This window comes from Sporosarcina ureae, from assembly GCF_002109325.1.
Lineage (GTDB): Bacteria > Bacillota > Bacilli > Bacillales_A > Planococcaceae > Sporosarcina > Sporosarcina ureae_C.
In genome coordinates this window covers 366,399-380,044 of record NZ_CP015348.1, presented here as the reverse complement: position 1 = coordinate 380,044, position 13,646 = coordinate 366,399, and the positions used below count along the sequence as shown (strand labels likewise).

Here is a 13,646-nt window from a genome sequence, read left to right as displayed (position 1 = left end):
TTAAGTGTATGTGATATAATCAAGTTTATTCCGGAACAAAACGCGAGGGGGGGAAGCGGCATTGGATCAACAGCTGACAGACTTATACAGACAGTTGCTCCCTGCACTAGAAAGTAAAAAAAAAGAATTGATGTTTTACGGCTACTCGGAGATTACGGAAGAAGATTTATTAGGATATTTGGTAGCGAAGAAGTGGCGAAAAAAAGATATTTCCACTATGCGTTCCCATGAAATGATTTCAGATGTCCTGGCAATTACCGCGGCACAGTTCATGACCCATACACAAACAGAGGCTCAACGCAATAGCGAAGACGTCTTGGAATTGAGCGAAGAGGAATGGTCTGTGTTATTTTCGCCCAAAAAAACTGATTGATTTGCAATTCTAGTCATGAAGTATTTGACACAGACAACCGACTGTTTCATAATTGGTATGTTGTACAATGAGAGATCGAAAGTACATAACAGGTGCTATGCCGCTCTAGTATATGAGGGGGAAAAGGAAATATGAAAAACAGAGGAAGGATCGTCGCGTTTTTGCTGCTTATCGTTATTTTGGCATCAACGGTATTTTCCACGACGAGTCCGATTTTAAAAGATGTCAAGCTAGGTCTTGACTTGCAAGGTGGTTTCGAGGTTCTGTACCAAGTGAAGCCATTGAAAGACGGACAGAAGATTACGGAGTCGACGGTTGCCGATACGGCTCGCGCTTTGACGAATCGTATTGACGTACTAGGTGTAAGTGAGCCAAGTATTCAAATCGAATCGAACAACCGGATCCGCGTTCAGCTTGCTGGGGTAGAAGATCAGGAATCTGCCCGCGAATTATTATCCACTCAAGCTAATCTGTCGTTCCGTAATGCGAATGATGAATTGATGCTAGATGGAAATGATTTGAAAGAAGGTAAAGCAAAAGCCAATTTCGATGAGAACAACAATCCTGTTGTTACATTGGAAATGAAAGATCCAAATAAGTTTGGAGAAGTTACATCTCAAATTGTACAAATGAAGCCAGACAATATGTTGGTCATCTGGTTAGACTTCATTGAAGGCGAAAGCTCCTTTAAAGAAGAAGCCATGAAACCAGAACCTGCTTTTATCTCGGCTCCTTATGTGTCTAAAACGATCAATTCTTCAAATGTCGAAATCTCAGGGAACTTCTCTATTGAAGAGACAAAGAACTTGGCGGGTATTCTAAACGCCGGTGCATTGCCTGTTGATTTAGAGGAAATTTACTCGACTTCTGTCGGTGCACAATTTGGTGAGCAAGCACTTGATAAAACGATATTTGCTGGAATTGTCGGTGTCAGCTTGATCTTTATCTTTATGGCACTCTATTACCGTTTGCCAGGGCTTATCGCAGTTGTCACACTCTCTGTTTATATCTTTTTGATTTTGCTAGTGTTTACATTAATCAATGGTGTATTGACACTACCAGGTATCGCGGCATTGATGCTCGGGGTCGGGATGGCAGTCGATGCCAATATCATCACCTATGAGCGGATCAAAGAAGAATTACGTGTCGGAAAATCGGTTAAAACGTCCTTTACGGCCGGAGCGAAGTCTTCGTTCACCGCAATTCTTGATGCGAACGTCACGACACTCCTTGCGGCAGTAGTATTGTTCATTTATGGTACAAGCTCTGTTAAAGGTTTCGCGACAATGTTGATTATCAGTATTATGGTCAGTTTCTTAACAGCAGTTTGGGGATCACGTCTATTGCTTGGTCTACTCGTTCACAGTGGATACCTCGACAATAAAGTCAGTTGGTTTGGACTGAACAAGAAACAAGTTCACTCAGCGGATGAAGGCTATGAAACACTTGATTTGACTACGAAATTCGATCGTTTTGATTTCGTTCATTCAAGAAAACGTTTTTATACATTGTCCATTGTCTTGTTGTTAGTCGGAGCGATCATGCTCGGGGTCTTCAAGCTCAATCTCGGAATCGACTTCTCCGGTGGTACACGTGTTGAAGTACTGGCTGAACAGCAGCTGGATGAAGCAAAAGTAACGAAACAGCTTGAGGATATCGGTCACCCAACGTCAGACGTCGTCATTTCAGGCGATGAGAAAAATATTGCGGTGGCTCGATACAAAGAAAACTTCTCACAAGAAGAAGTCAATAAAATTAAAAAAGAAATGTCTGCACTTTATGGTGCAGAGCCAAATGTTTCGACGGTTTCGGATACAGTAGGTAAAGAGCTTGTGCGCAATGCGATTTATGCATTAGCCATTGCAGCACTCGGTATCATCATCTACGTGGCGTTCCGTTTCGAATGGCGTATGGGTCTTGCGGCCATTATCGGTTTACTGCATGATGCGTTCTTCATGATTGCGATCTTCAGTATCTTACGATTGGAAGTAGACATTACATTCATCGCGGCGGTTCTGACGATTATCGGTTACTCTATCAACGATACGATCGTCACCTTCGACAGAATACGTGAGAACTTGCAGCGCTCGAAGCATATTAATAACGACGACGAGTTGGCATCCATCGTCAATAAATCATTGCGACAAACACTTGGACGTTCGGTGAACACGGTTCTGACAGTTATTTTCGTCGTCGTGGCATTGATGGCACTTGGTGCAGAATCGATCCGACCGTTCTCGATCGCATTATTGATCGGTTTGATTGCAGGTACGTATTCTTCCATCTTCATCTCTGCTCAACTTTGGTTCGATCTAAAGAGAAAGCAGATTGCAAAGAGTGGCGGAATGAAAGTAGAAAAAGAGAAAAAGCAATGGGGCTCAGACGAACCTGTTGTGTAATACGTTTGAACTATATAAAAAGCAGGGTATACTTCGGTATATCCTGCTTTTTTTGAATGGAGGAATGAAGCCTATGAAATTTCAGTGGACAGTGTTATTCGGTTTGTTATTTGCTGTGTTGATCGCAGTGTTTGCGGTGTTTAATGTGGAGTCTGTACCGGTGAATTATTTCTTTGGTACAGAGATGATCCCACTTGTGTTAATTATTTTAGGTTCGGCTTTGCTAGGTGCGATTATTAGTGGGTTCTTTGCTATTTATAAGTCATACCGAAATAGTCGCCGTGTGAAGGAGTTAGAGAAGCAGTTGCATTTGAAGGAGGAAGAGTTGACTGCGCAGCGTAGGCAGATGCAGGAGATGGAGGAGCGTATCGATACGTTGATGGAGCCGCCGTTGGTTCAGGCGGAGATTATTCCACCGAAAGAGTTATATTGAGTTCGTGTTGCCACAACAGGTCGTGCTTTGCGACTTGTTGTGGTTTTTTGATAGGTGAGTGAGGGTAGAGTTGAGTTTTTTGATGGTTGCGTAATAAGCGACATTGGTAGTTGTTCTTGCAAGTGATTTTTCGATTGGGGATTGAATGGTGGTAGTGGTTCTGCTGACGATTTGAGTGGGGCGGTCATTGACCCCACTTCGGTGCTGGTGGAAGGCTTTCGTGAGGAGATTGAGACAGCGAGGGCGCCTGACTTAGTCTCCTCGCTACGCCTACCACTGGCAGCACCTTCGTTGGAATCAGCCTGTGCCTGGAACGCTGATCATCGGAGCCATCCGATTCCCAATCTCCTCATATCGTTTCCTTTCAGTCTCCACCTACATTAGCTATAATAAGAACAGAGGAAGTGAACGCATTGATACAATCCAAAAAAAGATGGAAAATCGATCGGCCTGATGAAGAACTTGTCAACCAGCTCGCGAAAGACTTGAAGCTATCCACGATGCTGACCAAAATACTTGTCTCGCGCGGTATCACGACAAGCGAACAAGCAAACGCGTACTTGTACATGGACGAAACCAACCTACACGACCCGTTTTTATTCCATGACATGCAAAAAGCTGTTGACCGTATTAAACAAGCCATCGACACACAGAAAAAAATTACAATATTTGGAGATTATGATGCGGACGGCGTAACAAGCGTAACCGTGTTAACGACAGCACTTGAACGTCTCGGTGCTAAAGTGAACTTTGCCATTCCGAACCGATTTGAACATGGTTATGGACCGAATAGCGACTACTTTGAACAACTACATATAGACGGAACCGAAGTCCTCATTACCGTTGATAACGGAATTTCAGGCGTCGAGCAAATCGCATTCGCGAAGTCGCTTGGGATGACGATCATCGTAACGGATCACCACGAAATGGGCGAAGTATTGCCTGATGCGGACGCAGTCATTCATCCTCGTCATCCGGAAGGCAATTATCCATTCGGAGAACTTGCGGGGGTAGGTGTAGCGTTCAAACTCGCTTCTGCGCTACTTGGAGAGCCACCTCTCGACTTGTTAGAATTTGTCGCAATCGGCACCATTGCAGATTTGGTTCCGCTAGAAGATGAGAACCGGTATATGGTGAAGGAAGGAATTCGCAGGTTGCGTCGCACGCAGCGTTCGGGAATTAAAGCATTGATGCAAGTGAGCGGACATGACCAGAATGCATTATCGGAAGAAACGATTGGCTTTACGATAGGTCCACGCTTAAATGCACCTGGGCGACTCGGTGATGCGGACGTCGCTGTGGAGTTATTGAAGTCTGACAATGATCAACAAGCGCTCGGAATTGCGGAGTCATTGAATGATTTGAATAAAGAAAGGCAACAATTGGTGAAAGAGATCGCAAAAGAGGCGGAAGAACAAGTGGAAATTCGCTATGGCGATCAAATTCCTCACGTTTTAGTCGTCGAAGGTGAAGGTTGGAATCCAGGTGTTGTCGGTATCGTGTCGTCGAGGTTGACGGAGAAACACTACCGTCCTTCCATCATTTTGTCTCTTGACCATGAGACAGGGATCGCAAAAGGTTCTGCCCGCAGTATCGAAGGCTTTGATTTGTATAAGGAATTGTCGAAGAATGCATCGATTCTGCCACATTTCGGTGGGCATGCGATGGCGGCTGGAATGTCATTGAAAATAGAAGATGTCGAATTATTGCGTTCGAATTTGAATGAACAGGCGAGAGATGTGTTGACGGAAGAAGACCTTCAGCCTATTTTATCGATCGATGTACCGCTGTCGATGAATGAAATTGATATTGCGTCCATCGAAGCACTTGAGAAAATCCGACCATTTGGTATGGGGTTCCCGAAGCCTGTTTTCTTGCTTGAAGATCTAGATACGATATCTGTCCGCAAAATCGGTACAGCGAAAGATCATCTAAAACTGGAAATGGGTGATCACGGTGAGCGACTGGACGCGATTTATTTCGGAGCGGGTGCATTGGCAGATGAAATGGCACCACAGAGTAAGTTGAGTTTGACGGGTGATTTGCAGATCAATGAATGGAACGGCAATAAGAAAGCGCAGTTGCTTGTTGGTGACGTAAAATGTGACGAATGGCAGTTGTTTGATTATCGTGGAATTCGTGAACCGGCTAGATGGTTGCCGATGATTCCAGATAAAGCGCAATTCATTGCGTTCAGTGAAGAAGCCATTCAGCATTTCGCACCATTCTTTAAAGAAGTTCCGATTGCTTTGATCGGACGCGATGAAGTGTATCCGTCTTCCGCGATTGTTTTGCTCGATATGCCACAGGCGAAAGAACAGTTGAAGCTAGTGATGGAAAAGACGCTTGCTGACCGTGTCTATCTACATCTACATGTGCATGATTCGATGTACTTCGAAAAGATGCCCGACCGCCAACAATTTGGTTGGTATTACAGCTTTTTGAAAAAGCGGGAGACATTTGATATGTACAATCAAATCGAAATGCTTTCAAAACATAAAGGTTGGAAAAAAGACGTAATTAAGTTCATGACAAAAGTGTTTTATGAACTAGAATTTGTTACACTAGAGAATGGTAAGGTGACGATGCTAGAATCTGCCGGCAAACGTGATTTGGCAGAAGCACCATCCTATAAAAAACGCCAACAGCAAATTAAACTAGAAGAGTTATTGCTTTATGCTCCGTATCAGGACTTAAAGAAAGTATTCGATTCTTTACGTGAGACAGACGCTGTTGAGGAGGAAAAACTGTGGACTTAAAAAAGTTTGTAACGACTGTAGACGATTATCCGAAACCGGGTGTCAGCTTTAAGGACATCACGACGATCATGGATAACGGAGAAGCATATAAATATGCGACAGACCAAATTGTCGAGTATGCGAAAGGATTGGACGTAGATATTATCGTGGGGCCGGAAGCACGCGGTTTCATCATCGGATGTCCTGTGGCCTATGCCCTTCAAATCGGTTTTGCGCCGGTTCGTAAGCCGGGGAAATTACCTCGCGAAACTATTTCGGTCTTCTATGATCTGGAATATGGACAAGATGAACTAACGATCCACAAAGATGCGATCAAGCCTGGACAGCGTGTACTCGTTGTCGATGATTTGCTTGCAACTGGCGGTACAGTGGGTGCAACGGTCGAATTAATCGAGAAACTAGGCGGCGTAGTGGCTGGCTGTGCATTCTTGATCGAACTGACGTACTTGGAAGGTCGCAAAAAGTTGACGAATGAAAACATCAAGGCGCTTATTACGTATTAATTCCTAACGAATCCTTCGCTAAACGCGGAGGATTCTTGTTATATGGGCACTGAGTTTGATTCGCTTTAATGATAAATGATATTATACATATACTACTAAAAAAATTATCTAAATATTTACGGAATAGGTTGAAAGGGGTAACATAATGGCGAAAAATCAAGACCTGACAGAACAAGACGTATACGACTTGGTCGCCAAATACATGAATGAAGAGCACGTCGAATTCATTAAGCGCGCGTATGTCATGGCGAAAAAGTCTCACGAAGGACAGTTTAGAACTTCAGGTGAGCCGTATATCAACCATCCGATTCAAGTGGCAGGCATTTTGGCTGAACTTCAAATGGATCCAGAAACTGTTGCGGCAGGCTTCTTGCACGACGTGGTAGAGGATACGGAGATCAGCCGTGAAGATATCATCCGCGAATTTGGTGATGAAGTCGCGATGCTCGTGGATGGCGTAACGAAGCTCGATAAATTAAAATTCAGATCCAATGAAGAAAAACAAGCGGAAAACCACCGCAAAATGTTTATCGCGATGGCACAAGATATCCGTGTCATTCTAATTAAATTGGCGGACCGCTTACATAATATGCGGACATTGAAGCATGTTCCTGCTGCTAAACAACGTCGTGTCTCCGAAGAAACACTGGAAATTTTCTCTCCACTAGCTCATCGTCTTGGAATTTCCACGATTAAGTGGGAGCTCGAAGATATTGCATTACGCTATTCCAATCCGCAACAGTATTATCGCATCGTGAATTTGATGAAGCAAAAGCGGACAGAACGTGAACAATATTTGACAGACGTCATGAACCAGATGCGTGTCGAACTGGACGAAATGGGTATTGCGGCAGAAATGCATGGCAGACCGAAGCATTTGTATTCCATATATCAAAAAATGGTCATTCAGAAAAAAGAATTCAATGAAATTTATGATTTATTAGCAGTCCGTATTGTGGTGAAAAGTATCAAGGATTGCTACGCGGCGCTCGGGATTATCCATACGCTATGGAAGCCGATGCCTGGACGATTCAAGGACTATATCGCGATGCCGAAACAAAATTTGTACCAGTCAATTCATACGACGGTCGTGGGGCCTGCAGGAGATCCTCTCGAAGTGCAAATTCGTACAGAAGAGATGCACAGAATTTCTGAATTTGGTGTAGCGGCACATTGGGCGTATAAAGAAGGTAAACCAGTGGCAAAACTGGATAGTGATATTGATTCGAAATTTACATGGTTCCGTGAGATTCTTGAAATTCAAAATGAATCTTCCAATGCGCAGGAATTTATGGAATCATTGAAGTTCGATTTATTCTCGGACATGGTCTATGTATTTACACCAGACGGGGATGTTGTCGAATTGCCGCAAGGATCGGTGCCAATCGATTTTGCTTATCGTGTGCACTCCGAAGTCGGTAACCGGACGACGGGTGCAAAAGTCAATGGTAAAATTGTTCCTTTGGATTCGGCGTTGTCGACTGGCGACATTGTGGAAATTTTGACATCGAAACAATCATTTGGCCCAAGTCGTGATTGGCTGAAACTGGCCCATACTTCTCAAGCGAAAAATAAAATTCGCCAGTACTTTAAAAAGCAATTACGCGACGAGAACATCGACAAGGGTAGCGAAATGATCCAGAAGGAATTGAAAGCTGAAGAGTATGACGTCAAAGAAGCGTTGAGTAAAGAAAATATGCAGCGCACGATTGATAAATTCAGTTTCACTTCTGAAGAAGATCTCTACGCAGCAGTCGGATCAGGCGGCATTACCGCACAACAAGTTGTCAATCGACTAGCTGAGCGAATGCGCAAGGAACGCGTGAAGCAAGAAACGATTGACAAAATCGTTTCGGATATTCATACGCCGAAGCCTGAGAAACAAACCGAATCAGGCGTAATCGTCAAGGACATTGATAATATGTTGATTCGTATTTCGAAGTGTTGTAATCCTGTTCCAGGCGATGAAATTGTAGGCTTCATTACACGTGGACGCGGGGTTTCTGTTCACCGTACCGATTGTCCGAACGTTTTATCCGAACAAGGACAGCAAGAGCGAATTATCGACGTAGACTGGGCGGTTCAGGATGAGAAGGTTAAAAAAGAATTCCAAGTTGATATTGAAATTTCAGCGTTTGACCGACAAGGCTTGCTGAATGAAGTGATGATGGTCGTGGCCGATATGAATACGCCGATTATCGCGGTTAGCGGTAAAGCAGATAAAGACGATATCGCGCATATCCATATGTCGATCAAAATCCAGAACATCACTCATCTACAGCGTACCGTCGATAAAATCAAACAAATTAAAGATGTGTATTCCGTAGAACGCGTGATGAACTAAACAGGAGGTGTGAACATGCGAGTCTTATTACAGCGTGCGAAAGATGCTTCTGTAACAGTTGACGGAGAAATTACGGGTGCCATTTCAATAGGTTATGTATTGCTTGTTGGCATCACGCATGATGATACTGAACAAGATGCCAACTATATTGCGAATAAAATTGCGGGCTTGCGCATTTACGAAGACGACGAAGGAAAATTGAATTGTTCGATCAATGAAGTCAATGGCGCGATCTTATCGGTTTCCCAGTTTACTTTGTATGGCAACGTACAAAAAGGCCGTCGTCCAAGTTTTATTGACGCAGCGAAAACTGACGTAGCAGAACCGTTATGGGAATACTTCAATGAACAGCTGCGTAGTCACGGACTCCACGTCGAAACGGGACAGTTCGGTGCGATGATGGACGTGCAGTTGACGAATGATGGTCCGGTGACGTTGATGATTGAGTCGAAGTGATGAGGTGGTGTGCGTGTGATAAGTCTATGAGCAGTTGCGTGGCGTGATAGAGCGCTTGGTTGAATTCTATGAGCGAATAACAGGCGCGATAGAGCGGTCACGACGTTTCATAGAGCACTCACGGGTTCGAATAGAGCGGATGAACAGTTTGTATGAGCATTCGCTAATTCTCCCCATCACATATAATTCGTCAAACGAGTTGACAGTATCGGCGGTTGCGACTAACATAGATAGTAATCGAATTAATTCATACACCGATGATGTGGAAAATACCTTTACTACAGGCTGGAAAGAGAACGGGGAACTTGGCTGAAATTCCCTGACAGAACCGTAAAGCGAACAACACCACGGAGGATTCATGCTGAAAGTAGTAGGCATGGACGGAACCGGCCGTTATCCGGATTCGAGTGGGCACAATTGTGTCAATTTGGGTGGAACCGCGGAAGCTACAAGCTCTCGTCCCTGTTTTATTAGGGATGGGAGCTTTTTTGTGTTTTCTGGAAGTTCACCCGTTATCAGATGATCGAAAGGAGTTTTACTTATGAATTTTAAGGTTCCCCGCGGTACACAGGATATTCTTCCTGACGTTTCTTGGAAGTGGCAACGCGTTGAAAAAATTGCACGTTCGATTTGCGACGTTTACAACTACAAAGAAATCCGCACACCGATTTTTGAGCAAACTGAATTATTCCAGCGCACAGTTGGAGATACGACAGACATTGTGCAAAAAGAAATGTACACGTTCACGGACAGAGGCGATCGTTCGATGACATTGCGCCCTGAAGGCACAGCACCTGTCGTTCGTTCATTCGTCGAACACAAAATGTTTGGATACGCAGATCAGCCCGTGAAGTTATATTACACAGGTCCGATGTTCCGCTATGAGCGCCAACAAGCCGGCCGTTATCGCCAATTCGTCCAGTTCGGCGTAGAGGCAATCGGTAGCGCGGACCCAGCAATCGATGCAGAAGTGATTGAATTGGCAATGAACATTTACAAAAAAACCGGTCTATCGGACATCAAACTCGTGTTGAATTCACTTGGAGACAAGGAATCACGCGACGCGCACCGTGAAGCGTTGATCGCACACTTCAGTCCGCGCATTGAGGAATTCTGTTCAGACTGCCAAAACCGTCTGGAAAAAAACCCATTGCGCATTCTCGACTGTAAAGTGGACAGAGAACATCCATTGATGACAACAGCTCCGTCACTCGCTGATTATCTTAATGAAGAATCAAGCGCATATTTCGAGAAAGTGAAAAACTACTTGAACATCGCGGGCATCGAGTACGAATACGACCCGAATCTCGTACGTGGACTTGACTACTACAACCACACGGCATTCGAAATCATGAGCACGTCTAAAGGCTTCGGTGCGATTACGACTCTTTGTGGTGGCGGACGCTATAATGGGCTTGCTGAAGAAATCGGCGGCCCACCTGCTCCCGGGATCGGCTTCGCCCTCAGCATCGAGCGACTTTTGCTGGCGCTTGATGCAGAAGGAAAGTCCTTCACGGACGAACCGTCACTCGATGTTTACCTCGTCACACTAGGCGACGCAGCACGCGAAAAAGGCTTCGAGATCCTCAGCAAACTACGCGACAATGGCTTGCGTAGCGAGATGGACTACATGGACCGCAAGATGAAGGCCCAGATGAAGTCCGCTGACCGCTTGCAAGCGAACCACGTCATCGTCATAGGCGAGGACGAAGTGAACGAAAACGTCGTCCAGCTAAAGAACATGGCAGACGGAGAACAGAAGAAGGTTGCGGTTGATGAATTGATTGGGGAATTAAAGAAGTAAGAGCAGGAAACGTCATGGGGATTTCCGTTCCGAGCGGACGCTTTCCTGCGGGCATGGCTTGAGCCTCCTCGGCGCTTCGCTTCTGCGGGGTCTCAAGGCTCATGCTATTCCCGCGGGAGTCGCCGCTCTGCACTCCAATCCCTACTTTTAGAGGGGGAAGTACTTCGTTACTGTTCTTGAATTTAAATAAATTTAAAAAGTACATTAAGTCACTTATGAACTTCAGTGATGTCATTAACTAATCATAGTCTCCACATAGGATTGGAGCGTAAGAGGGGCGACTCCCGGAGGATCAGTCCGACAGGTGAGACAACCAAAGGAAGCGCAGCGACCTGGTTGGCTCACCGCGGGCCCTCGGGAAAGCGTCCCCTCTGAAGCGCAAATCCCATGCTCAACACCATGTAGCTCTCTATATTTAATAATATTTACAAAATACAATCCAAACATCAGAAGGGTAGTGTAGCACTATGCAACGCACACATTATTGTGGGAACTTATCAGAACTACAAATCGGAGAAGAAGTCACGCTTAAAGGTTGGGTGCAGAAGCGCCGTGACCTTGGTGGTCTGATCTTCATCGACGTCCGCGACCGCGCAGGTATCGTCCAGACGGTATTCAACCCGGACATCTCCAAAGAAGCACTAGAAATTGCTGAAACACTTCGTAACGAATACGTCATCGAAGTAACGGGCCTCGTGATCGAACGTCAAGAACGCACAAAGAACAAAAACATCGCAACAGGCGCAATCGAAGTTCAAGTGGTTGAAGTGAAAGTCATCAACGAAGCGAAGAACCCACCATTTACAATCGAAGACGAAACGGATGTAGGCGAAGAAACGCGTCTGAAGTATCGTTACCTCGATCTTCGTCGTCCTGAGCTTGCAAAAGTGTTCAAAATGCGTTCGGACATCACGAAAACGGTTCGTAATTTCTTGGATGATGAAGGATTCTTGGAAGTAGAAACACCGATCCTAACGAAATCAACTCCTGAAGGCGCGCGTGACTATTTAGTGCCAAGCCGTGTTCACGAAGGTGAGTTCTACGCATTGCCACAGTCACCACAGTTATTCAAGCAGTTATTGATGGTGTCTGGTTTCGACCGTTACTACCAAATCGCTCGTTGTTTCCGCGATGAAGATTTACGTGCAGACCGTCAACCGGAATTCACGCAAATCGATATGGAAATGAGCTTTATGTCAATCGAAGAAATTTTGGAGCTTAACGAACGCTTGATCAAAAAAGTGATGAAAGACGTTAAGCAAGTAGACGTGGAAACACCATTTAAACGCCTTCCATATGATGAAGCAATGGATCGTTACGGTTCAGATAAGCCCGACACTCGTTTCGGAATGGAATTAACGGATGTTTCGGAGATTGTTAAAGATTCTTCATTCAAAGTTTTCGCAGGCGCAGTAGAAGCAGGCGGACAAGTGAAGTTGATCAACGTTAAGGGTGCTGCAGAAAAGTATTCCCGTAAAGACATCGATGCACTTGGCGAATTTGCAAAAGTGTACGGCGCTAAAGGAATGGCTTGGTTGAAAGTGACGGAAGACGGCTTTAACGGTCCGATTGCGAAATTCTTCGATGGTGAAATTGGCGAAGCATTGAAAGCGGCTGGCGACGGAGAACCTGGAGATTTATTCTTGTTCGGAGCTGACAAGAAGTCAGTTGTAGCCGATTCACTTGGCGCATTGCGTCTAAAGTTAGGAAAAGAATTGAACTTAATCGATCAGTCTCAATACAACTTCCTATGGGTAACGGATTGGCCGTTATTCGAGTACGACGAGGAAGATGGCCGTTACTACGCAGCACATCACCCATTCACGATGCCTGCTGACGTAGAAGAATTGAAGACGAGCCCGGAAACTGTAAAAGCACAAGCGTATGACTTAGTATTGAACGGCTATGAGCTTGGTGGCGGATCATTGCGTATTTATCAGCGTGACGTACAAGAAGCGATGTTCAAAGCACTTGGCTTTACCGATGAGCAAGCGCGCGAGCAGTTCGGATTCTTGTTGGATGCGTTCGAATACGGGACACCTCCACACGGCGGAATTGCGTTCGGTCTTGACCGTATCGTGATGTTGCTTGCAGGATCTACCAACTTACGTGACACCATCGCATTCCCTAAAACAGCTAGTGCGAGCGATCTATTGACAGAAGCACCAAGTTCTGTAGATGACGCCCAGCTGAAAGAACTCGGGATTAAAGTAGTCGCTGAACCAGTAAAAAAGTGAGTATCTAACTATTTTCAGAACACTTTATACAAATTGATTGAATTATAAAAACGTGTGTGATAAGATGAAGTTAGTAGAAATCCTGAAGTGTTCGTCATTTGTAAATTAGTTTTGACCCAACATCTTATCGTCGGGAGTTCAACGTTATAGCTTGGATGACATGCCTTTAATCGGGACGCCAAAAGAGTTATACAGGACACCCACCTGCTATTAGCGGGTTCAAAGCGATATTCAAAGACGGCACAGTCGGGATTTTACTTAACTTTAAACTTTCAACCTTCTTGCGGAAGCGAGGAGGTTTTTTATTGCCTAAAATTCAGTTAGTTGCGCGAATACAG

At 44.8% G+C, this 13,646-nt stretch carries 9 protein-coding genes, 1 other RNA gene and 1 other annotated feature; all 10 genes read left to right on the top strand.

Translation table 11 applies throughout. The features are described 5' to 3' along the window. Positions 1-61: 61 nt before the first annotated feature. The 10 genes from SporoP32a_RS01935 (at position 62) to ssrS (ending at position 13,565) form a co-directional block, all read left to right on the top strand. On the top strand, positions 62-373 hold the full coding sequence (locus SporoP32a_RS01935) for a post-transcriptional regulator (RefSeq protein WP_085426371.1): 312 nt from the start codon (positions 62-64) through the stop codon (positions 371-373). A gap of 131 nt (positions 374-504) precedes the next feature. Next, positions 505-2,772: a protein translocase subunit SecDF gene (gene secDF / locus SporoP32a_RS01930; RefSeq protein ID WP_085426370.1), complete on the top strand. Its 2,268-nt coding sequence runs from the start codon at positions 505-507 to the stop codon at positions 2,770-2,772. A 73-nt stretch (positions 2,773-2,845) separates the two neighbouring features. Beyond that, entirely contained in the window at positions 2,846-3,205 is a 360-nt protein-coding gene (locus SporoP32a_RS01925; protein ID WP_085426369.1) for a LapA family protein, read from the top strand. 413 nt (positions 3,206-3,618) lie between these two features. Then, positions 3,619-5,964 (top strand): single-stranded-DNA-specific exonuclease RecJ, encoded by a 2,346-nt coding sequence (gene recJ, locus SporoP32a_RS01920; RefSeq protein ID WP_085426368.1) that lies wholly within the window; start codon positions 3,619-3,621, stop codon positions 5,962-5,964. Beyond that, positions 5,955-6,467: an adenine phosphoribosyltransferase gene (locus SporoP32a_RS01915; RefSeq protein WP_085426367.1), complete on the top strand. Its 513-nt coding sequence runs from the start codon at positions 5,955-5,957 to the stop codon at positions 6,465-6,467. The genes recJ and SporoP32a_RS01915 overlap by 10 nt, the downstream gene beginning before the upstream one ends. Before the next feature lie 145 nt (positions 6,468-6,612). Further along, the gene (locus SporoP32a_RS01910; protein WP_085426366.1) at positions 6,613-8,811 is read left to right on the top strand and encodes a RelA/SpoT family protein; all 2,199 of its coding nucleotides are present in this window, start codon (positions 6,613-6,615) and stop codon (positions 8,809-8,811) included. A gap of 15 nt (positions 8,812-8,826) precedes the next feature. Further along, positions 8,827-9,267 carry a D-aminoacyl-tRNA deacylase gene (dtd, locus tag SporoP32a_RS01905; protein WP_085426365.1) on the top strand — a complete coding sequence of 147 codons (441 nt, stop codon included), beginning with the start codon at positions 8,827-8,829 and terminating at the stop codon, positions 9,265-9,267. A 248-nt stretch (positions 9,268-9,515) separates the two neighbouring features. Further along, positions 9,516-9,734 (top strand) — a binding site (T-box leader). 74 nt (positions 9,735-9,808) lie between these two features. After that, a complete protein-coding gene (gene hisS / locus SporoP32a_RS01900) occupies positions 9,809-11,071 on the top strand; it encodes a histidine--tRNA ligase (protein ID WP_085426364.1) in 1,263 nt (420 codons plus the stop codon). A gap of 467 nt (positions 11,072-11,538) precedes the next feature. Continuing rightward, positions 11,539-13,308, top strand: coding sequence for an aspartate--tRNA ligase (gene aspS, locus SporoP32a_RS01895; protein ID WP_085426363.1), 1,770 nt, complete (start codon positions 11,539-11,541; stop codon positions 13,306-13,308). 76 nt (positions 13,309-13,384) lie between these two features. Beyond that, positions 13,385-13,565, top strand: a non-coding RNA gene (gene ssrS, locus SporoP32a_RS01890) — 6S RNA. Positions 13,566-13,646 lie beyond the last annotated feature (81 nt).

Bases quoted from the DNA above. Each gene is read 5' to 3' on its own strand.
- SporoP32a_RS01925 (WP_085426369.1), top strand. From the start codon at position 2,846: ATGAAATTTCAGTGGACAGTGTTATTCGGTTTGTTATTTGCTGTGTTG.
- SporoP32a_RS01910 (WP_085426366.1), top strand. From the start codon at position 6,613: ATGGCGAAAAATCAAGACCTGACAGAACAAGACGTATACGACTTGGTC.
- dtd (WP_085426365.1), top strand. From the start codon at position 8,827: ATGCGAGTCTTATTACAGCGTGCGAAAGATGCTTCTGTAACAGTTGAC.
- hisS (WP_085426364.1), top strand. From the start codon at position 9,809: ATGAATTTTAAGGTTCCCCGCGGTACACAGGATATTCTTCCTGACGTT.
- secDF (WP_085426370.1), top strand. From the start codon at position 505: ATGAAAAACAGAGGAAGGATCGTCGCGTTTTTGCTGCTTATCGTTATT.
- aspS (WP_085426363.1), top strand. From the start codon at position 11,539: ATGCAACGCACACATTATTGTGGGAACTTATCAGAACTACAAATCGGA.